The sequence below is a fragment of the Paenibacillus sp. Cedars genome (assembly GCF_003184205.1).
GTDB classification, from domain to species: domain Bacteria; phylum Bacillota; class Bacilli; order Paenibacillales; family Paenibacillaceae; genus Paenibacillus_AQ; species Paenibacillus_AQ glucanolyticus.
Genome location: NZ_CP020866.1, coordinates 3,382,984 through 3,402,772, shown reverse-complemented (window position 1 = coordinate 3,402,772; position 19,789 = coordinate 3,382,984). Strand labels below are relative to the sequence as shown.

Genomic DNA, 19,789 nt, shown 5'->3' with positions numbered 1-19,789 from the left:
CATGGCAAGATTTTCGCAGGATATACTTGAATTAAGCAATGAGATGGAAGCAAAAATAGGACAGCGCTTGCGCGAGATTGACGCGATCGTGGACTTCAATCAGTGGAAGGTGATCGATGCCTTCCAGAAGCATCACGTAAGTGATTTTCACTTCGCGGCTTCCACCGGCTATGCATACAATGATCGCGGGCGGGAAGTGCTGGATGAAGTATATGCAGACGTATTCGGGGCCGAATCGGCCCTGGTGCGTCCTCATTTTGCTTCCGGGACGCATACGATTTCGACGGCGCTGTTTGGCGTTTTAAGACCAGGAGATGAGCTGCTGTACATTTCCGGACGTCCGTATGACACTCTTCATAAAGTCATCGGCGAGCCTGGAGACGACACGGGTTCCCTTCGGGATTTTGGCATCGGTTATCATGAGATTGCGCTAACAGAACAAGGTGAGATTGATTGGAATCAGGTGGAGATGATGATCACGCCAACAACGAAAGTCATCGGTATCCAGCGTTCCCGCGGATATGATTGGCGCTCTTCCTTTACGGTCTCTCAGATCGGTGAAATGGTTGCCCGTATCCGTTCCATTCGCGAGGATTTGATTATTTTCGTAGATAACTGCTATGGCGAGTTTACGGAGCAATTGGAGCCTACCGAAGTTGGTGTTGACCTGATGGCAGGTTCTCTCATCAAAAACCCGGGCGGCGGCATTGCCGAAACCGGTGGTTACATCTGTGGCAAGGAAGCCTATGTGGATATGGCAGCCTATCGGCTTACCGCTCCGGGAATCGGGCGTGAGGTGGGAGCTATGCTAGGCACGACGAGGGGGATTTACCAGGGGTTATTCCTCGCGCCTTCTACGGTGGGACAAGCGGTCAAGGGCAGTGTATATGCTGCTGCGATGTTTGAGGCCGTAGGATTTACAACCAAGCCGGGCTGGCAGGACGAACGGACGGATTTGATCCAGGCCGTTTCTTTTACCGGACCGGATCACTTGATCGCTTTTGTTCAAGGGATTCAGCGGGCAGCGGCAGTAGACAGTCATGTGGTGCCTGAGCCTTGGGATATGCCTGGATATGAGCACCCGGTAATCATGGCTGCAGGCACGTTCATTCAGGGAGGAAGCCTTGAATTATCGGCAGATGCACCTATCCGATCTCCATACATTGGTTATATGCAAGGGGGTCTGACGTACTCTCATGTTAAATATGGGGTACTTATGGCCCTTCAAAGTATGGAAGATCGTAAACTATTGTGAGTTATCCTTACATGCGGTTGACGTAGCTGATCAGGAAATGTACAATAGGATCAGAATAGACCACTTGGAAGGTTGATGAGATATGGGTGATGAGATTCGGAGGAATATGGCGTTATTTCCGATAGGCATCGTTATGAAGCTTACGGATCTGTCTGCCAGACAGATACGCTATTATGAGCAGCATAATTTAATTGTCCCTGCCCGCACATCGGGCAACCAACGCCTGTTTTCCTTCAATGATGTGGAGCGACTGCTAGAGATTAAGGCTTTGATTGAGAAAGGTGTTAACATCGCTGGCATTAAGCAAGTTATGAACCCTGTCACAAAAGAGTCTGAAGAGGCTACCGTCATTACTCCTGATACGGAGAACAGACGCCGTGAGATGTCAGAGTCGCAGCTGCGTCGTTTGCTGAAGCAGGAATTGATTACCGCTAAAAGACCGGGTCAGGTTTCATTGATTCAAGGGGAATTATCCCGGTTTTTTAATAAATAAGGATTGCCATGCTGTAATTCTTCATTCACATTACTAGTTTTTATTTAAAAAGGAGAGGATAAAGTGAGTTATACCAGAGAGGACATTCTACGCATTGCACAAGAAGAAAATGTTCGATTTATCCGCTTGCAATTTACAGATTTGCTTGGAACGATCAAAAACGTTGAAATTCCTGTAAGCCAGCTGCCAAAAGCACTTGATAATAAAATGATGTTTGATGGTTCTTCCATCGAAGGTTATGTACGTATTGAAGAATCCGACATGTATCTGTATCCGGACCTCGATACTTTTATGATTTTCCCATGGGTATCCGAGGATCGTGTTGCGCGTTTGATCTGCGATATCTATATGCCTGACGGCACTCCATTTGCCGGAGATCCGCGCGGTATTCTGAAGAGAGCTTTGGAAGAAGCCGAAGAGATGGGTTTCACTTCCATGAATGTAGGTCCAGAACCGGAATTCTTCCTGTTCAAGACTGATGAAAAAGGCAACCCAACCATGGAGCTTAATGACCAAGGTGGATACTTTGACCTGGCACCAACGGACCTTGGCGAGAATTGCCGCCGCGATATCGTGTTGACGCTTGAAGAGATGGGTTTTGAGATCGAAGCATCTCACCATGAGGTGGCTCCTGGCCAACACGAAATTGACTTTAAATATGCGAGTGCTATCAAAGCAGCCGATCAGATCCAAACCTTCAAATTGGTAGTTAAGACGATTGCTCGTCAGCATGGTCTGATTGCTACCTTTATGCCGAAACCACTCTTTGGCGTGAACGGCTCTGGTATGCACTGCAACCAATCGCTCTTCAAAGGCAACGAGAACGCGTTTGTTGATGAGAGTGATGAGCTTGGCCTGAGCGTAACTGCTCGTAACTACATGGCGGGTATTCTTAAGCATGCACGCGCATTTGCTGCGATTACGAACCCTACGGTTAACTCGTACAAGCGTCTCGTGCCTGGTTACGAAGCACCCTGCTACGTAGCGTGGTCTGCAAGCAACCGCAGCCCGATGATCCGCATTCCTGCATCCCGTGGCCTCAGCACACGTATCGAAGTGCGTAACCCGGATCCAGCAGCTAACCCATACCTCGCTCTTGCTGTAATGCTAAAAGCAGGTTTGGATGGCGTTAAACGCGAATTGTCCCTCCCGGCTCCAATCGACCGTAACATCTATGTGATGACGGAAGAAGAGCGCATCGAGGAAGGTATCCCAAGCTTGCCGGCAAACCTGAAGGAAGCGCTCAACGAATTGATTCGCAGCGAAGTTATTTCCGACGCACTCGGCGATCATGCGCTGGCGCATTTCTATGAGCTGAAGGAAATCGAATGGGACATGTATAGAACACAAGTTCACCAATGGGAACGCGATCAGTACATTACGATGTATTAATAGAGGAATCCCCGCTGCTATATCGCAGTGGGGATTTTTTTGTTTAAGTCGGTGTAGGTGTGGCAGCGCCGACTTGTCATTCCAACTACGCTTGATTACAATAACATTACCCGAAATCAAAGGAATAACCGTAGAGGAGATTATAAATGGCCGTACTTAGGGACCTCCATGAAGAGGGAACTCGGGTTGAATACCGTTTTATATCACGAATACCTGGTGAGAATGAAGGATGCCAGATCCATTTCAAGTTTTTTAAAGCGGATCATTTAATTTATGATTTGAATTTTGGTTGGACCAACCTGACGATTCGAAATTATATTAGAGTTAAGACAGAATTTCCTCTTGATAGGCTTAATTCATTTAGTCTTAATGGTTTATTTATGTCTTTTGAAAAACATTTATATCAATTGGATTGGAAAGAAACAGATACGGCAGGAAGTTATCAATTGGGTTTTTACGGATCTGAGCAGGATTTTAATCTTACTGCTGATATAGAATCCGTAAGAAGATTTGGTTCTGAATTTAAATTGGATTGGGACCAGGCTCCTTTAACGACTGAGTAACATAATCTTTAGAAACCAGATAACATTAACCGGGAATGAAGGGGATCTACTCCATGTGGGGGAAGATGCCTTTTTTATTTATCAAAATTAGGGAACTTTTACTCGCTTCAATGACTCTAATTAGATGAGGTGAATCGGTTGGAGCTTGAATACGTAACACAAATGTCGAAGATGGATACACAAACCTTGAATGAAATGATGAACCAGTATGGAAATGATATATGGAATTACGCCTATTTTTTGACCAAGCAACATGCTCTTGCTGATGACATTGCCCAAGAGGTTTTTATTAAGGCCTATTATGGAATACATACGTTTCGTGGGCAGTCGACGTTAAAGACATGGCTGCTTACAATTACAAGACATACGGCGTTCCGGCACAAACAGGCTTTTTTCTTGCGGAAAGTGACCTTGCAGGACAAGCCGCGTCTGGATGACCAGAGCCGGTCAGCTGAAGCGGAATATATGGAAAGTCAGTATACGGATGAGATATGGAGGATGATTATGAGTCTGCCAAGAAAGTTCAGGGAGGTGCTGGTTCTAGATCTTTACTACGAAATGCCGATCACTCAGATAGCGGAGCTTCTAAACGTAGCGACTGGTACGGTTAAATCCAGGCTGTATCGGGCGAGAAAAAAAGTGCAGAACATGTTAAAGGAGAATTCTGGTTATGAATGAGGAAAAGCCTGATTGGTACGAGCGAGCGCAACAAGGTCCTTTTCAAAATGAACCATTTACCGCCGAGATGAAAAATAAGGTACAGGTGTCATTGACCCAAGGTAGCCATAGATCAAAGCGTCGTCCATATTTACGTGTTGGTATGACTGGCGTGCTATTGTTTGTCACTCTACTGCTATTGATTCAGTTTCCTTGGGGGGAACGTACGGTACAACAGCATACGGCAGGGGGGGGACCATCCCCATCTGTGACGGAGACGATTCGCGCAGAAGGTACAACGGATGAAGGAACGTTACAGGTAGTTGCCATCGATAAGGAAGAGATAACGGAATTAGGAGCTCCCAGCTGTTTCGGACTCGAAACGGATCTGTCGTTTAAAGGGGATTACAAAGTGAAGTACGCGGCAGAGGGGACTTCGGAGGATGTGGTTGTCCTTGAGGATCTCACCTTCATACAACCAACTTCCGCTGCTCTTCAGATGATTCGATTGCCTTTTCAGGAAGCGGATGTGTTCATACTCGCCCCGCAATATAAGGACTGTCACGGAATACAAATCTATGCATTTGCGGTGGAGCATGGGAGTGGTAAGGCGGTGCAGCTGCAATTTGAGGAGGAGTTTTCTAGAGCCAGCACGTCCTATTACAGACCGGGCACTACACCTACGGTGAAAGATAATAAGCTTGTTCTGAAGTCCACGGAGGGTCCAGGCGGGGAAGGTTCGCCTGAAGATAATATGGCTGAGAGAATGTATCAATTAGATCTTAGGCAAAATGCCATGGTGATGGTCTTGCGCAAGGACCGGAAATCTTAAGGATTAAATAACGTAGCACAAGAGGTTACCATCCAACTAAGGAAGGTAACCTCTTGTTCATTGATATATGAAGTTAGTGTACATCCCTAAAGAGACCGATGACTTTGCCGAGAATGGTTACATGATTCAGGCGCAGGGGCTCGTAAGTAGGATTCTCCGGCTGCAAGCGAACGTGGTCCTTCTCTTTGTAGAAGGTCTTTACGGTTGCTTCGTCTTCCTCTGTCATCGCTACTACAATGTCCCCATTGTCTGCAGTTTGCTGCTGGCGAACAATGACATAGTCACCGCTATGTATGCCAGCTTCAATCATGCTGTCACCAACAACAGATAACATGAATACCTTATCGTCGCCTACATAATGCTGAGGGAGAGGGAAGTAATCCTCGATGTTCTCCATGGCGGTAATAGGTACGCCTGCAGTGACTTTACCGACAACAGGCACTCTGGCAATGGTGTGGGTAAACAGATTAGCGCTATCGGATTCTTCTTGGCCAAGCAGTTCGATCGCTCTTGGCTTCGTAGGGTCACGGCGGATCAGGCCTTTCTTCTCCAATCGGTCTAGATGCCCATGGACCGTTGAACTGGAAGCTAGTCCTACAGCCTCGCCGATTTCCCGGACAGAAGGCGGGTAACCCTTGCTACGAACTTCGTTGCGGATAAACTCTAAGATCGCCAGCTGGCGGCTGGATATTTTCGACATGCCGTATCAACCCCATTTAGTAACGTTTGGGAAAATTATAACATAGAACTTCCGTTCGTACAAACATAAGTTCTAAAAAAAGATAGAACAAATGTTCTTTTGGGTATTGTATCAAACAAGTGTTCGTGTTATTATGAATTCATAAGAGAACACTTGTTTGGGAGATGATGATTCCATGTTGAAATACAGTACATACCGTAGTATTTATGAGAACGTTCCTGTGCGAACGGAGAAGTCTTCGGTGACTTGGGTCTATCAATTGAAAACCAGAATGACTTCCATCCCCTTAATTAAACTTCTATTTATTCTGCTGATTGTTGCATCCTTTTGGACGGGGGCCTATTCCGTTTTTGCCGGGGGAATGGAGAAGCCGACAGGTGAGAAGTTGGTCATTGTTCAATCCGGCGATAGTTTATGGCGTATCGCTTCCCTTCATAAACCAGCTGATATGGATACGCGCGTATATATTGATAGTATTAGAAGAACGAACGGTTTGAAAGGTCCTGACATACAGGCAGGAGAGGTGTTATCATTACCGGTGTGGTAATGTAATGAGCAATCCATTCTAACGCATATTGTGTATTTCTAATTACTAATACTCTATTGTTAATGATGGGGAGAACCCATTCATACTGATCATACATTCATATTTATTCTTAATGAGAGTTTGCAAGGGTGCGGTTTCCTTGACAAGCTCTTTTTCACATGTTTAAGTTATAAATGATATTGGAATTGGAGGAGAAGGCATGGATATTGATACTTTGGTGGAACGCATTAATGTATTAGCAAGAAAACAGAAGAGTGAAGGGTTGACCGAAGAAGAGCAGAAGGAACGGGCTGAGCTTCGGGAAATATACCTTAACAATATTCGTAGTAACTTTAGACAACAGCTTGAATCGATTGAATGGGTAGATGAAAATGAAGAAAAAGGCGGCCCGCGATTAAAGCAGTAGTCTATGAAAACTGTCTCATGATCTGATCAGAGGATTAATGGGCAGATAGAAGGATAGAATTATAACATTTGGGATGCCGGTTCATTTGTAGAGAATTGAACACGGTTTCCCAAATTTATATGGTTTAAATCATATTGAAATTGAGTCCAGGGGGAACCATATGTCACGATCATGGGAAAGAAAAGTCAACAAGAATATGTCACAACTCAACAAGCAGCGTAAGAAGCAAGGGCTGTCCTCGTACCAAGGCTCCACCATCTCCGATAAGAGTGATGTGTTTAAAGGACGTAAATACGTTCTGCCGTTAGTGCTCGTTGCGCTTGCCGGGCTGTACGCCCTTCTGGGCACTGCAACGTCTGGGGCAACAGGAGGAAGCAATGATGTGTTGAACTGGGTGGGTGTTAGTTTGTATATTCTATTGGCGCTTATGATTTTCTTGCGTAAGCCTTATTTGAAGATAGAGCGTGCCTCTGTATCCACGATGAAATTCAACCGGGAACGCCGTTTGGCTGTATCTGACATCGAGAAGATCAAAATTGCTTCGGGTTCCGTGGTTATCCAGGGCAAAGGGAAAGCGGGCAATTGGGTGTTCTCACGCATGATGAATCTTTATGATACCAAAGCGATGGGCGAGAGGCTGGAGGAGTTTGCCAAAACTCATCAAATTCCAGTGGAGCATGACTAATCGACAGAGCAGATAACAGTCAATATGGGGAGTGGGAGAGAAATGCCGATAGCTGCAGTGTTATTTGATTTGGATGATACGTTATTGTGGGACGAACGAAGTGTGGAAGAGGCTTTCGAAGTGACAAGCCAAGCGGGGGCAGCGGAAACCGGCGTCAATGCAGCTGAACTGCTGTCTGCGGTCAGGGAGGAAGCAAGAGCGTTATATAAATCGTATGATACGTTTGCTTTTACTAAAATGATCGGAATTAATCCGTTTGAAGGCTTGTGGGCGAATTTTACGGCTGGAGCACAGCCGGAATTCAGGAAACTTCAGGAACTTGCACCCGTTTACCGCAAAGAGTCGTGGCGCCGGGGACTTATTCGCGTGGGTGTGGATAATGAGTCGTTGGCTGAGAAGCTGGCTGAACGATTTGCTTCAGAACGTCGAACAAGACCCTATGTATATGAAGAGACCTTTGAAATTCTGAAGGAATTGCAGGGCAACGTGAAATTACTGCTTCTTACAAACGGAAGTCCTGATCTGCAACAGGAGAAGCTGGATGGCGTCCCGGAGCTGGTCCCATATTTCGATCATATTATCATTTCCGGCGATTTCGGCAAGGGTAAGCCAGATGTCTCCATATTCAAGCATGCACTTGATCTGTTAGGTGTGGAGGCCGATCAAGCTGTTATGGTCGGGGATAAACTGACAACGGATATTAAGGGCGGCAATGCGGCTGGGCTCCATACCGTATGGATCAATCGGGTCGATCGTCCCCATGATCCGGGTATACAGCCGAAGTTTGAAATCAAGCATTTATCCGAACTGCACGGCATTTTGAGGAATTTGTAAATTACAAGTATATAAATATCCATCGATACGTTATCGTACATAGAAACAGTCCTGAAGCAGATTATGCGATCCGGGGCTGTTTTTTGTTGGTTCTGTCGCCTGAGGTTTGTTGTGGATTACCGCCTGTGACAAACGTCACACAATTGTAAGCTGTATGAGATAGAAAAAAAAGGTTAATACGATATAATGGATAGTAAGCTTACGCAGATTGGCATTTGACCATTACGTGGATGAACCATATATAGCATTATATCGTAAAGAGGTGTTAGGCATGACAACGAAAAAGGTGGCTTTGTTTGCAGCGATGGTACTTATGGCTGTTGCGCTTGCTGCATGCAGTGACAGCCAAGCGGAATACAGCGATGATGTGATGGCAGAGCCTATCATTGTAGAACTGACGTTGACGCCGGAGAGCATTCAGGCTGGTGAGAAGGTATTAATTCAAGCAAAGGTGACACAAGCAGGCAATCCGGTGGAAGATGCGAATGATGTGGAATTTGAAGTAACACTCGAAGGTGGAGGCGTACAGGCGAAGGTGCCGGTTAAGCACGATCAGGATGGGGTATACCAAATGGAAAAAACCTTCCCCGATGCCGGAACGTATCGTATCGTTTCGCACGTCACTGCAAGAGGACAGCACTCGATGCCGTTGAAGGAACTCACGGTAACGGAGTAATGGAGTAATGCAACACAATAAAATAAGGCAGTGCAGGATCCGTGAATCGGATGGTTGCGCTGCCTTATTTTATTTTCCTATTCAATCAACCATTGCAGTTTTATTGGAACTGGGGATCCGCTACCGGTGTAGCTACCCATCCGTTCTCTTCAATGAAGAGACGAACTGCGATGATCTGTTTGTTCTCCATCAATGTGAAGAAGTGAGGCGTGTTTTCCGGAACGGAAATGACATCGCCGGGCTCAAGCTCAACATTAAAGTATCCTACATCGTCAGAACCTTTAATAATGAAGATCCCTTTACCGCCGACAATCGCACGGATTTCGTCTTCCGAGTGCGTGTGAACCTCTTCGAATTTCTTCAACAGGTCCTCTATATTGGGCGTTGACTCGGAAAGTGTGATGACATCCCAAATTTTGTAGCCGCGTCTTGCAGCCAGGTCGCGAATCTCTACATCAAAGATGTCCAAAATGCGCTTCTTATCGTCATCACTAAGCTTGAAATTTTCTTGAAGCGCTGCCGGGAGTTTTTCCATATTCCAGTGCTCGTAAACAACCTCTTGGTTATTCAGGAATTCCCGAACATTTTCTTCCCCGGTAATACGTTCGTTCGTATTGCGAATTACAATCTCTGCCATAGCTCTAACCCTCTTTCTCCCGTTGGATTAATATGTATTATAGCCCCCCTCACCGCGTTTGTCATCTGCAAATGTTGATTTGCCCGAGTAACAACGCATATTTCAGCTTTTCTATTGAAAAATATTCTGATACACTAAGATTTAACGTTTTCCGGGGAGGTTTATGAGTTGAACAAGCCTAGCTTACAAGAAGTACTTAAGGAACGAATATTAATTCTTGATGGTGCCATGGGCACCATGATACAGCAAGAGGACCTCTCGGCAGAAGATTTTGGCGGCCCGGAGCTGGACGGTTGTAATGAAATGCTGGTCATTCATCGGCCGGATGTCATTCAGAAAATACATGAACAATACCTTGAAGCAGGTGCAGACCTGATTGAAACGAATACATTTGGCTCAACCTCCGTTGTCCTTGCTGAATATGATGTTCCGGAGCTTGCCAGGGAACTCAACCTGAAAGCAGCGCATTTGGCGCGTGCTGCGGTTGAAAAATATTCTACCCCGGACAGTCCTCGCTATGTGGTGGGGGCAATGGGGCCGACAACCAAGACGCTCTCCGTCACCGGCGGTGTGACTTTTGCCGAGTTGATTGAGAGTTACGAGGAGCAGGCCGTGGCTTTGATTGAAGGAGGGGTTGATGCGCTGCTGCTCGAAACTTCACAGGATACGTTGAACGTTAAAGCGGGGAGCATTGGCATTCGCCAGGCGTTTGAGAAGACGGGTGTTACCCTTCCTATTATGATTTCCGGTACCATCGAACCGATGGGAACCACGCTTGCCGGTCAGAATATTGAAGCGTTCTACATTTCATTGGAACATTTAAATCCGGTATCCATCGGGCTTAACTGCGCTACAGGCCCGGAATTCATGCGCGACCATATCCGGTCTTTGTCTGAAATGTCAAGAAGTGCGATCAGTTGTTATCCTAACGCTGGTCTGCCTGACGAGAACGGTCAGTATCATGAATCCCCTGAGTCGTTGGCCCAGAAGATGGGTGCTTTTGCAGAAAAGGGATGGCTCAATATTGCCGGCGGTTGCTGCGGGACAACTCCTGATCATATTCGTGCGCTAAAGAATACGATGGACACCTTCCTGCCACGTCCGCTGGATGGTACGCATTTACCGGCATTGTCCGGCATCGAGCCTGTCTATATTGAGCAAGAAAACCGCCCATATATGGTGGGTGAACGTACGAATGTACTGGGTTCGCGCAAGTTTAAGCGTCTAATTGTTGAAGGCAAATACGAAGAGGCATCCGAGATTGCCCGTGCACAAGTGAAGAACGGTGCTCATATTATTGACGTTTGTGTGCAGGACCCTGATCGTGAAGAAAGTGAAGACATGGTCAAATTCCTGGAGCTCGTGGTGAAAAAGGTTAAGGTACCACTGATGGTGGATACAACCGATCCGGCTGTCATTGACTTAGCCCTACAATACTCGCAAGGCAAAGCGATAATTAACTCCATTAACCTTGAAGATGGCGAGGAGAAATTTGAGCAAGTGATTCCCTTGGTACACAAATACGGTGCTGCGGTCGTAGTGGGCACCATTGATGAGAGCGGCCAGGCGATCCATCGTGACGACAAGCTGAAGGTAGCTCAGCGCTCTTATGATCTGCTCGTGAACAAGTATGGTGTTTCACCGGAAGATATTATTTTTGACACACTGGTATTCCCTGTAGGTACTGGAGACGAGCAGTACATCGGATCCGCCAAGGAAACCATTGAAGGCATTCGTATTATAAAAGAAGCGATGCCGAAAGTGCATACGATTCTTGGAATCAGCAACGTTTCCTTCGGATTGCCGGAAGCAGGACGCGAAGTGCTGAATTCCGTGTATCTGTACGAATGCACCAAGGCGGGCCTGGATTATGCGATTGTGAACACAGAGAAGCTGGAACGGTATGCCTCCATTCCGGAAGAGGAGCGCCGGTTGGCGGAGGAGCTGATCTACCGCACCAATGATGAGACATTGGCAGCCTTTGTGGCGGCATTCCGCAACAAGAAGGTCGAGAAGAAGGTTCAAGTCTCGAATTTGACACTTGAGGAACGCCTTGCCTCCTATGTAGTGGAAGGGTCTAAGGAAGGACTTATTCCGGACTTGGATGAAGCATTAACCAAATACGGAGCCCTTGAGATTATTAACGGCCCATTGATGAATGGAATGAGCGAGGTTGGCCGCTTGTTCAACAACAATGAGTTAATCGTGGCAGAAGTGCTCCAGAGCGCAGAAGTAATGAAAGCCTCCGTGGCGTATTTGGAATCTTTTATGGAGAAAAACGAGTCATCGGTCAAAGGTAAAATCATGCTCGCCACCGTCAAGGGAGATGTGCATGATATCGGCAAAAACCTGGTGGAGATCATTCTGTCCAACAATGGTTATCGAATCATTAATTTGGGTATAAAAGTACCACCGGAGCAAATTATTGAGGCCTACCGGCGTGAACAGCCTGATGCAATCGGTTTGTCCGGTTTGCTGGTCAAATCAGCCCAGCAGATGGTATCAACGGCCCAGGATTTGAAGAATGCCGGGATCAGCGTTCCGATTATGGTAGGCGGAGCTGCCCTGACACGAAAATTCACCAAAACGCGCATTCGTCCGGAGTACGATGGGATGGTGCTCTATGCCAAGGATGCGATGGATGGACTTGCTTTGGCAAACCAGCTTAGCGATCCGGTGCAGCGGACAAGAATGGTTGAAGATATCAAGGCAGAGCAAGAAGCGGAAGCTGCGGCTCCTCAAGTGGTGAAAGTGATGCCTAAGCTGTCAGAGGGCTTGCGATCCAAAATATCGACAGATGTCCCGGTGTATATACCGCCGGATATGGAGCGGCATGTGCTCCGGAATTATCCGATCTCGCATATCCTGCCTTATATCAACATGCAGATGCTGTTAGGACATCATCTGGGACTTAAAGGATCCGTTGAACAGCTGTTAAAAGCAAATGATCCGAAGGCAGTATCCCTTAAGGAAACCGTTGACGGTATCCTGGAGGAGGCCGTTCAATCGGGCATCATTCAGGCGCATGCTATGTACCGTTTCTTCCCGGCGCAGTCGAGAGGCAACGATATCATCATATATGATCCGAATGACACAACCAAAGAACTGCATACGTTTACGTTTCCGAGACAGCAGGTTGAGCCATACCTATGTCTGGCGGATTTCTTGAAATCCGTAGATAGCGGCGTGATGGATTACGTCGGATTTCTCGTTGTTACAGCAGGACACGGCGTAGGAAAACTGTCCGGGGAATGGAAGGACAAGGGAGATTATCTCCGCTCCCATGCACTTCAATCCGTTGCCCTGGAAACGGCAGAAGGACTGGCGGAGCGGATTCATCACATGATGCGGGATACTTGGGGATATCCGGATCCGGCAGACATGACCATGAAGCAGCGCTTGGGTGCCAGGTATCAAGGCATTCGCGTCTCCTTTGGTTATCCGGCTTGCCCGGACCTGGAAGATCAGGAGCCGTTGTTTAAGCTGCTGCAGCCAGAGGATATCGGCGTTCAACTCACCGAAGGATTCATGATGGAGCCTGAGGCGTCGGTATCGGCGATGGTGTTCAGCCATCCTGAGGCACATTATTTTAACGTGGATAAAGCTTAACCTGTTGAATACCGGCATAGCCGGGTTGAAATCCTCCGAATGTTTCGGGGGATTTCTCCGGTTTACAACCGAAAGGGGAGAAGAGGGATGGAACTCTATTTTTTAGGAACGAACGCGGGGGTTCCGACGCTGCAGCGTAACGTGACCTCGATTGCACTGCGTTTGCTGGAGGAGCGCAGAAGTTTGTGGCTTTTTGATTGTGGAGAAGGCACACAGCATCAAATATTGAAATCCCCGCTCAAGCTGTCCAAGCTTGAGAAGGTATTCATTACCCATATGCATGGTGATCACATCTTCGGCCTGCCGGGACTGCTTTCGAGCCGCGGTGCCCAAGGCGTGACTTTACCGCTTGCGATTTACGGTCCCCCGGGGATTAAATCGTTCATTGAGACCACATTAAACATCAGCCAATCCCGTGTTCCTTACACGATGGAGATCATGGAGCATACGGGCGGTGTGTTGTTTGAGGACGATAGCTTCCGGGTGGAAGCGGCAAAGCTGGATCATCGAGCGGAGAGCTACGGTTACCGCATAGAGGAGAAAGACCTTCCCGGCAGTCTGGATCTGAAGCGGCTGGAGGCTTACGGGCTCAAGCCGGGACCGTTATACGGGAAGCTGAAAAGAGGAGAGAGCGTGGATCTCGGCGGCGGCAGGTGGATACATGCTTCGGACGTGCTTCTAACTCCGAAAAAGGGCAGAGTGGTTACGATTCTCGGGGATACGCGCCCATGCCCGGGGGTGGAGAGCCTGTCGAAGGGAGCCGATCTTCTCGTTCATGAAGCTACCTTTATGGATGACTTGACGGAGCTCGCTCACGAATATTATCACAGTACAGCTAAGCAGGCAGCAGAGGCAGCAGAACGAGCCGGAGTAAAGACGCTGTTCCTGACCCACTTTAGTTCCCGCTATAAAGATATCGAGCATCTGCAGCCACTGCTTAAGGAAGCGCAGCAGATTTTTGAGAATACACGGCTGGCTGAAGATTTCGGATTGTACCCCATCCAGAGAAGATCGTAAAAATGGAGCAGCTGCCCGGCTTACAGGGAAATGTGAAGTGAATTATTTTCCGGGAAAGCGCAGGAAATGACAAACCGATATATATTCGCTGATGGTTGGACAGCCTTCGATTTCTTTCGACTCGGCAGCACCAGGATGAGGCGCCCGGCATGAACCTTGCAACCGGATGTGGGCTTCTTTACAATAATACTACTGGGGTATTTATGTTTGATACATATTCATGATGATGGATGCCGATAACGGATTGGCGAGAATACACTTTTACTTCAGCCGATGAATCATTTAGGGTATGAAGGAAAGAAATAAAGAAGGTGCTATAACATGGTGGAAAAATCCAAAGGATTGCTGATAGACCTCGATGGAACACTGTATCACGGCCGCAACCGAATTGAGGGAGCGGATCTTCTCATTGAGCGATTGAAGGAGCTGCAGATTCCGTACCTGTACGTAACCAACAACTCCTCGAGAACACCGGAGCAGGTGGCAGCGCATTTGATGGAAATGGGGATACCTGCTTCGCCAAACGAAGTGTGCACCTCTTCCCTTGCAGCGGCCCGATATATTGCCGAGGAATCGCCGGGAGCCAGAGTTGCGATGCTCGGGGAAGAGGGACTGAGGGAAGCGCTGTTGTCTGCAGGCCTCACGATCGTGGAGGACTCCCCTGAATATGTCATTCAAGGAATTGACCGTGCGTTTCATTACGATAAACTGACCCGTGCTGTCCGCTGGATTCAGGAGGGGGCGGTGTCTGTATTGACCAATCCCGATCTGCTTCTCCCGTCGGATACCGGCTTAATGCCTGGTGCAGGTTCGCTTGGGGCCGCCATTGAAGCTGCTTCCGGAGTTAAGCCGACCGTGATTGGCAAGCCTTCCTCGATTCTGATGAAGTTTGCCTCGGACCGTCTTGGACTGGCACCGGAAGAAACTTATGTGATCGGGGATAATATCCGTACGGATATCGCAGCGGGTGCACATGCCGGATGCAAGACGGTGCTCGTTATGACGGGTATAACGACAGATCTCAACATGGAGGCACATATCGAGGCAACGGGTGTTACGCCAGACTATATATGCCGCGATTTGAGTGAAGTGGTCAAACTGCTGTGTTCGTAAAAAGCGAAGCGTACATAAACTTTTGTGATCGACGAAGGGAAGATGAATCATGCCGGAACTGCCGGAAATGGAGAACTACCGAAGACTGTTATCTCAGAGCATTGTCAATGTACCCATCACAAATGTTGTCGTGAACCGTGAGAAATCACTAAACGTGCCTGTTGATGAGTTTACTTCCGTATTAAAAGGAAGCAAGGTCATTTTTGTGGAACGGAGAGGGAAGCACCTCGTATTTCATCTCCACAACGGAGGCCGGCTGCTGCTTCACTTGATGCTGGGAGGCATTCTGTATTTAGGGCGTATCGATGAAGAGCGTCCTCCCCGTTCTACTCAAGTCGAGATCACGTTTGGTGATCAGGTGTTGTATTTTATCGGTCTGCGCCTGGGTTATTTGCATTTTCTTACGGCAAAAGAAGCCGATGATGCGCTAAAAGAGCTTGGACCTGAGCTGCTGGACCGACGTATGACCAAAGCGCGCTTTGTCCAATTGATCGGAAAGCGGCGTGGCGCATTAAAAACTACGCTGGTCAATCAACAGGTTGTCGCTGGAATCGGTAACTGTTACGCAGATGAGATCGCATTTGATGCCAGAATTCATCCATTGACCAAAATCCAGGATTTGTCGGAGCAGTCTTTGGAGCAGCTGTATGACAGCACCGTTAAGGTAATGAATGAAGCGACTGATGGCGGAGGTTACATGGAGATGCCGTTTCAGGAAGGGGACCAGCTGACAGGAGCCTATAACGATGAATGCAAGGTGTATGATCGCGAAGGAGAGCCTTGCGTTCGCTGCGGTACCGCTATTGCGAAGGCGGAGCATACCTCGCGCAAAGTTTTCTTTTGTCCCCATTGCCAGCATGAAGCCTAAGATCAGGATCGGAAGCCACGTCAGCACCCGGGGCGGATTTCTTGCAGCAGCCCAGCATGCAGCCGGGATCGGTTCACTGGCCTATCAATATTTCCCGAAAAATCCGCGCAGTCTCCATTTGAAGACGCCGGACATTCGGAATGCTGCCGCATGCGCCAGGTTCTGCCAGGAGCAAGGGATTGTTTCGATTGCGCACACGCCTTATCCGACGAATATGGCGGTAGGGTTGACCCGCGGCGAAGAATTCTACGGGTTGACCGTGGAATCACTCAAGAATGACCTTATAATTGCAGAGGCTTGCGGCTCGCTTGGCATCGTTGTTCATTTTGGGCATCACAAGAGTCAGGATGTGCTGGAAGGCTATCAGAATATTATTCGTTGTTTGAACGATGTGTTATCATCTTGGAAGGGCAAGGCCAAGCTGCTGATCGAGAATCAGGCGGGCGACCATGGATCGATGGGCATGACCCTTGAGGAGAGTGTAAAGGTTAGACAGCTGGCTGATTATCCGGAAAAAATAGGTTTTTGTCTCGATACCTGCCACTTGTTTGCGGCAGGAGGATGGGATATATCCAACACAGGCGAGCTCCTTGCCAGAGGCAAGTCGCTTGGTTACTGGGATTCCCTGGTAGCAGTCCACTTAAACGACTCGAAATATGGAGCCGGTTCGAGAAAAGATCGTCATGCACGTGTCGGGCAAGGTATGATAGGTACAGAAGCGCTGAAGCATTTGGCTCTGGCACAGGAGCTCACGGGCAAGGCATTTGTCCTGGAAAGTGAAAAAGGGGCTGACGGCACACATCGGGAAGACATCGCCAAGGTGCTGTCCTGGTCCTGATTAAGGGAGAGAGTAGTATGATTCATCTGTATTTAGACGACTGGCGTCCTAATCCGAAAGGATTTGCGCTGGCTCGAAACGGGGAAGAATGTCTGTTGATGCTCCGCGAATGCGAAGTGGATGTGCTGTCACTTGATTTTGAGTTGGGGCATGATCAAATGAACGGCGGCGATGTAGTTGCTGCTATGATTGCCGAGAAGCTGCAGGCCAAGGAAATATATCTTCACACCTCAAGTCCATCAGGCAGAAGAAAAATGTATGAACTGCTCTATGCACATATGCCCGAAGGCGTGCAGGTTCATAATGGACCGATGCCGGAATCCGTAATGCGGGAAGTCGCGCAGGGTACAAGATGATCGAGGTTACTCAGCGGGAACTGGTGGAGAGGCTCGAATGGCAAGAGCGTATGGCGAAACGGGATATGGAAGCTGATCCTGTCATCGTATTTTTGCATACGCCATTATGCGGTACATGTGCCGCTGCGCGTAAAATGATCGAAATTGTGGAGCATGTGGTTCCGGATATGAAGCTCCTTGAAGCAGACGTGAATTTTCTTCCGGGCATTGTGGAACGGTATCAAATTCGCAGTGTTCCTGCTCTCTTGGCTGTCCAATCAAGTGCTGGCGCCGTACCGGCTGTGCTGTACCGGATGGGCTCCGTGCAGGATATTGCAAGTTTTGTCAGGAGTGTGAAGCCATGATCTCGTTGCAGCATATATCGCTTGTCCGAGGGGACCGTCATATTCTGGATAATGTCAGCATGGAGATGAGACCGGGAGAAAACTGGGTTATTTTGGGCCGGAATGGTTCAGGCAAGACCACGCTGCTGGAAATGATGATGGGGTATATGTTCCCTTCCAGTGGACGAGTTGAAGTTCTCGGCCATGTATATGGACAATGTGACGTTCGGGATGTCCGCAAATCCATAGGCTATATTAGTCAATCGCTGCTGGAAAAGCTTTCTCTGAGCGACCCGGTGTGGGAAGTAGTCGCCACAGGCGCTTATGCCTTTTTGCGGTTCTATCAGGACATTCCGGAGGAAGCACGGAGTAGAGCCTACACTCTGCTGAATGAGATGAATGTTGGTCATTTGGCAGAGCAGCCTCTCGGAACCTTATCCCAGGGCGAACGAAAAAAAGTAATGCTGGCGCGTTCCCTTATGGCTGATCCGAGGATTCTGATTATGGATGAACCGTGTGCCGGCCTTGATTTATACGAAAGGGAGAAGATGCTGCTGGAGATTGATTCTCTGAAGCAGCGTAAGATAGCGGTTGTGTACGTTACGCATCATATCGAGGAGATTGTCCCTTTGTTTACTCATGTGGCGCTTATCAAGGACGGACGCTTAACGGCCTCGGGTAGGAAAGAAGAAGTATTAAAACCTGAACTTATCAAACAAACTTATGATATTGACGCTCAGCTGGAATGGAATGGCGGACGTCCCTGGATCAAAGTTATTTCTGGAGGTTAATCCGTTTGGATGAATTAAATGTTATGCAGGGTCTTGAAGAAGAGGATCGGAAAAGTCAGGATTTGCACTGTAAATGGGTGTGCACAGCAAATCATGGATTTGCACCCTATGCCCAGGAAGAGCTGCGCCGGATGTTTGGCAGCCTGAAGAGCACGATGTTGATACCGGGTGAGGTGTTTGTAACAACACTCGGCAGGTCGGAAGAGGAGGCCAAGGGACTGATAATGTCCAAGCCCCCTATTTTTCTACGGCATCTGTTTCCCGTACATCTCGAAATAACGGCGGAAACCGTTGATGAAGCTTTACATGCGGTCGAAGCGTATATACTGAAGCGGGAAGAGATCAGCGGCAGCCGAGTATCCATCCAGATCCGAAAGACGGAGAACAGCTTGTGGACGGAAAACCCGGCAGCGCTCCGGGATGAACTTCAGCATCGTTTGATTCCGCTCCAACTCGAATACACGGTGCAGGCACCAGAGTGGATCATATCATTGTTCGCAGCGGACGGCTTATGGTATGTCGGCGTATCGCGGCCAGAGGAGAACCTGTCGGATTGGAACGGAGGCGCAGTCCGTTTTCAACGTGAAGAGGGTCAAATCTCAAGGGCGAAGTTCAAGCTGCTTGAGGCTGAGAAGCAGTTCGGAATCCCATTTGATTCGTTCCGCAAGGCCCTTGATATCGGTGCTGCGCCTGGAGGATGGACTTCCTTTTTGCTGGAGCGCGGCCTGCAGGTTACAGCGGTGGATCCCGCCAAAATGCATCCATCGCTTCACGGACACAAGAACCTGAGGGTCATCCACAAGAACGCGGCCGATGTGTCGTTTAAGGAGCATGAATTCGATCTGCTGGTCTGCGATATGAGCTGGAGTCCGAAACAAACGGCGAAGATGGTGACAGGGCTCCTGTACAGTCTTCAGGCGGGCGGCACGGCAGTCATTACAGTCAAGCTGTTGACCAAGAAACCGATGGCGCTTGTGAAAGAGATCATGGCGGTTTTTGAAGAGGCGAGAATGCAGGTTCAGGGAGCGAAGCAGCTGTTTCATAATCGGGACGAGATTACGCTATATATGATTAAGTATTAAAAAAGTCTTTACAAGTGAATGAATCATGTTTTATAATGATTCCAAAATTAACCAACAACAACTACAGGGAAAGCATCCCGCTATTCATCACGATTTAGTGATGTGGCGGAGTGCT

General features: G+C 48.1%; 22 protein-coding genes. 20 read left to right on the top strand and 2 right to left on the bottom strand.

The window, feature by feature from the left end:
- Nucleotide 1 precedes the first annotated feature (1 nt).
- From B9D94_RS17195 to B9D94_RS17170, 6 genes are all read left to right on the top strand, one after another.
- On the top strand, nucleotides 2-1,255 hold the full coding sequence (locus B9D94_RS17195; RefSeq protein ID WP_148247580.1) for a methionine gamma-lyase family protein: 1,254 nt from the start codon (nucleotides 2-4) through the stop codon (nucleotides 1,253-1,255).
- Between the two features lie 82 nt (nucleotides 1,256-1,337).
- Nucleotides 1,338-1,748: a MerR family transcriptional regulator gene (locus B9D94_RS17190; RefSeq protein ID WP_006209652.1), complete on the top strand. Its 411-nt coding sequence runs from the start codon at nucleotides 1,338-1,340 to the stop codon at nucleotides 1,746-1,748.
- Nucleotides 1,749-1,811: 63 nt separating this feature from the next.
- The gene (glnA, locus tag B9D94_RS17185; protein ID WP_006209653.1) at nucleotides 1,812-3,140 is read left to right on the top strand and encodes a type I glutamate--ammonia ligase; all 1,329 of its coding nucleotides are present in this window, start codon (nucleotides 1,812-1,814) and stop codon (nucleotides 3,138-3,140) included.
- Between the two features lie 146 nt (nucleotides 3,141-3,286).
- Nucleotides 3,287-3,703: a hypothetical protein gene (locus B9D94_RS17180; RefSeq protein WP_148247579.1), complete on the top strand. Its 417-nt coding sequence runs from the start codon at nucleotides 3,287-3,289 to the stop codon at nucleotides 3,701-3,703.
- Between the two features lie 138 nt (nucleotides 3,704-3,841).
- Nucleotides 3,842-4,381 (top strand): RNA polymerase sigma factor, encoded by a 540-nt coding sequence (locus B9D94_RS17175; protein ID WP_063479252.1) that lies wholly within the window; start codon nucleotides 3,842-3,844, stop codon nucleotides 4,379-4,381.
- Nucleotides 4,374-5,192 carry a hypothetical protein gene (locus B9D94_RS17170; RefSeq protein WP_148247578.1) on the top strand — a complete coding sequence of 273 codons (819 nt, stop codon included), beginning with the start codon at nucleotides 4,374-4,376 and terminating at the stop codon, nucleotides 5,190-5,192. Before B9D94_RS17175 ends, B9D94_RS17170 begins: the two co-directional genes overlap by 8 nt.
- Nucleotides 5,193-5,265: 73 nt before the next feature.
- Here B9D94_RS17170 and lexA read toward each other — a convergent pair whose 3' ends face one another.
- The gene (lexA, locus tag B9D94_RS17165; RefSeq protein ID WP_006209658.1) at nucleotides 5,266-5,892 is read right to left on the bottom strand and encodes a transcriptional repressor LexA; all 627 of its coding nucleotides are present in this window, start codon (nucleotides 5,890-5,892) and stop codon (nucleotides 5,266-5,268) included.
- A gap of 175 nt (nucleotides 5,893-6,067) precedes the next feature.
- On the opposite strand from lexA, the gene B9D94_RS17160 reads away from it, so the two are divergent.
- From B9D94_RS17160 to B9D94_RS17140, 5 genes are all read left to right on the top strand, one after another.
- The gene (locus B9D94_RS17160; RefSeq protein WP_006209659.1) at nucleotides 6,068-6,439 is read left to right on the top strand and encodes a LysM peptidoglycan-binding domain-containing protein; all 372 of its coding nucleotides are present in this window, start codon (nucleotides 6,068-6,070) and stop codon (nucleotides 6,437-6,439) included.
- A 199-nt stretch (nucleotides 6,440-6,638) separates the two neighbouring features.
- The gene (locus B9D94_RS17155; RefSeq protein ID WP_006209660.1) at nucleotides 6,639-6,845 is read left to right on the top strand and encodes a DUF896 domain-containing protein; all 207 of its coding nucleotides are present in this window, start codon (nucleotides 6,639-6,641) and stop codon (nucleotides 6,843-6,845) included.
- 160 nt (nucleotides 6,846-7,005) lie between these two features.
- The gene (locus B9D94_RS17150; protein ID WP_006209661.1) at nucleotides 7,006-7,530 is read left to right on the top strand and encodes a hypothetical protein; all 525 of its coding nucleotides are present in this window, start codon (nucleotides 7,006-7,008) and stop codon (nucleotides 7,528-7,530) included.
- Nucleotides 7,531-7,572: 42 nt separating this feature from the next.
- Nucleotides 7,573-8,364 carry an HAD family hydrolase gene (locus B9D94_RS17145; RefSeq protein ID WP_148247577.1) on the top strand — a complete coding sequence of 264 codons (792 nt, stop codon included), beginning with the start codon at nucleotides 7,573-7,575 and terminating at the stop codon, nucleotides 8,362-8,364.
- Nucleotides 8,365-8,635: 271 nt separating this feature from the next.
- Nucleotides 8,636-9,040, top strand: a complete 405-nt coding sequence (locus B9D94_RS17140; RefSeq protein WP_063479793.1) for a FixH family protein — start codon at nucleotides 8,636-8,638, stop codon at nucleotides 9,038-9,040.
- Between the two features lie 100 nt (nucleotides 9,041-9,140).
- Here B9D94_RS17140 and B9D94_RS17135 read toward each other — a convergent pair whose 3' ends face one another.
- Complete coding sequence (locus B9D94_RS17135) at nucleotides 9,141-9,677, bottom strand: cupin domain-containing protein (protein ID WP_006209664.1); 537 nt, start codon at nucleotides 9,675-9,677, stop codon at nucleotides 9,141-9,143.
- Between the two features lie 168 nt (nucleotides 9,678-9,845).
- On the opposite strand from B9D94_RS17135, the gene metH reads away from it, so the two are divergent.
- From metH to B9D94_RS17090, 9 genes are all read left to right on the top strand, one after another.
- Complete coding sequence (gene metH / locus B9D94_RS17130; RefSeq protein ID WP_063479254.1) at nucleotides 9,846-13,286, top strand: methionine synthase; 3,441 nt, start codon at nucleotides 9,846-9,848, stop codon at nucleotides 13,284-13,286.
- Nucleotides 13,287-13,373: 87 nt separating this feature from the next.
- The gene (rnz, locus tag B9D94_RS17125; RefSeq protein ID WP_006209666.1) at nucleotides 13,374-14,303 is read left to right on the top strand and encodes a ribonuclease Z; all 930 of its coding nucleotides are present in this window, start codon (nucleotides 13,374-13,376) and stop codon (nucleotides 14,301-14,303) included.
- A 324-nt stretch (nucleotides 14,304-14,627) separates the two neighbouring features.
- The gene (locus B9D94_RS17120) at nucleotides 14,628-15,416 is read left to right on the top strand and encodes a TIGR01457 family HAD-type hydrolase (RefSeq protein WP_040680555.1); all 789 of its coding nucleotides are present in this window, start codon (nucleotides 14,628-14,630) and stop codon (nucleotides 15,414-15,416) included.
- Between the two features lie 49 nt (nucleotides 15,417-15,465).
- Nucleotides 15,466-16,284, top strand: coding sequence for an Fpg/Nei family DNA glycosylase (locus B9D94_RS17115; protein WP_006209668.1), 819 nt, complete (start codon nucleotides 15,466-15,468; stop codon nucleotides 16,282-16,284).
- On the top strand, nucleotides 16,274-17,122 hold the full coding sequence (locus B9D94_RS17110; RefSeq protein WP_076153142.1) for a deoxyribonuclease IV: 849 nt from the start codon (nucleotides 16,274-16,276) through the stop codon (nucleotides 17,120-17,122). Before B9D94_RS17115 ends, B9D94_RS17110 begins: the two co-directional genes overlap by 11 nt.
- A 17-nt stretch (nucleotides 17,123-17,139) precedes the next feature.
- A complete protein-coding gene (locus tag B9D94_RS17105; protein WP_006209670.1) occupies nucleotides 17,140-17,478 on the top strand; it encodes a cyclic-phosphate processing receiver domain-containing protein in 339 nt (112 codons plus the stop codon).
- Nucleotides 17,475-17,822, top strand: coding sequence for a thioredoxin family protein (locus tag B9D94_RS17100; protein ID WP_051449105.1), 348 nt, complete (start codon nucleotides 17,475-17,477; stop codon nucleotides 17,820-17,822). The genes B9D94_RS17105 and B9D94_RS17100 overlap by 4 nt, the downstream gene beginning before the upstream one ends.
- Nucleotides 17,819-18,592 carry an ABC transporter ATP-binding protein gene (locus B9D94_RS17095; protein WP_036637555.1) on the top strand — a complete coding sequence of 258 codons (774 nt, stop codon included), beginning with the start codon at nucleotides 17,819-17,821 and terminating at the stop codon, nucleotides 18,590-18,592. Before B9D94_RS17100 ends, B9D94_RS17095 begins: the two co-directional genes overlap by 4 nt.
- Nucleotides 18,593-18,597: 5 nt before the next feature.
- Complete coding sequence (locus B9D94_RS17090) at nucleotides 18,598-19,674, top strand: SAM-dependent methyltransferase (RefSeq protein WP_148247576.1); 1,077 nt, start codon at nucleotides 18,598-18,600, stop codon at nucleotides 19,672-19,674.
- The last annotated feature ends 115 nt before the right edge of the window (nucleotides 19,675-19,789 follow it).

Bases quoted from the DNA above. Each gene is read 5' to 3' on its own strand.
- B9D94_RS17145 (WP_148247577.1), top strand. From the start codon at position 7,573: ATGCCGATAGCTGCAGTGTTATTTGATTTGGATGATACGTTATTGTGG.
- rnz (WP_006209666.1), top strand. From the start codon at position 13,374: ATGGAACTCTATTTTTTAGGAACGAACGCGGGGGTTCCGACGCTGCAG.
- B9D94_RS17140 (WP_063479793.1), top strand. From the start codon at position 8,636: ATGACAACGAAAAAGGTGGCTTTGTTTGCAGCGATGGTACTTATGGCT.
- B9D94_RS17190 (WP_006209652.1), top strand. From the start codon at position 1,338: ATGGGTGATGAGATTCGGAGGAATATGGCGTTATTTCCGATAGGCATC.
- B9D94_RS17155 (WP_006209660.1), top strand. From the start codon at position 6,639: ATGGATATTGATACTTTGGTGGAACGCATTAATGTATTAGCAAGAAAA.
- B9D94_RS17195 (WP_148247580.1), top strand. From the start codon at position 2: ATGGCAAGATTTTCGCAGGATATACTTGAATTAAGCAATGAGATGGAA.
- B9D94_RS17105 (WP_006209670.1), top strand. From the start codon at position 17,140: ATGATTCATCTGTATTTAGACGACTGGCGTCCTAATCCGAAAGGATTT.
- B9D94_RS17115 (WP_006209668.1), top strand. From the start codon at position 15,466: ATGCCGGAACTGCCGGAAATGGAGAACTACCGAAGACTGTTATCTCAG.
- B9D94_RS17180 (WP_148247579.1), top strand. From the start codon at position 3,287: ATGGCCGTACTTAGGGACCTCCATGAAGAGGGAACTCGGGTTGAATAC.
- B9D94_RS17135 (WP_006209664.1), bottom strand. From the start codon at position 9,677: ATGGCAGAGATTGTAATTCGCAATACGAACGAACGTATTACCGGGGAA.
- lexA (WP_006209658.1), bottom strand. From the start codon at position 5,892: ATGTCGAAAATATCCAGCCGCCAGCTGGCGATCTTAGAGTTTATCCGC.
- B9D94_RS17170 (WP_148247578.1), top strand. From the start codon at position 4,374: ATGAATGAGGAAAAGCCTGATTGGTACGAGCGAGCGCAACAAGGTCCT.
- B9D94_RS17110 (WP_076153142.1), top strand. From the start codon at position 16,274: ATGAAGCCTAAGATCAGGATCGGAAGCCACGTCAGCACCCGGGGCGGA.
- B9D94_RS17160 (WP_006209659.1), top strand. From the start codon at position 6,068: ATGTTGAAATACAGTACATACCGTAGTATTTATGAGAACGTTCCTGTG.
- B9D94_RS17095 (WP_036637555.1), top strand. From the start codon at position 17,819: ATGATCTCGTTGCAGCATATATCGCTTGTCCGAGGGGACCGTCATATT.
- B9D94_RS17150 (WP_006209661.1), top strand. From the start codon at position 7,006: ATGTCACGATCATGGGAAAGAAAAGTCAACAAGAATATGTCACAACTC.
- B9D94_RS17100 (WP_051449105.1), top strand. From the start codon at position 17,475: ATGATCGAGGTTACTCAGCGGGAACTGGTGGAGAGGCTCGAATGGCAA.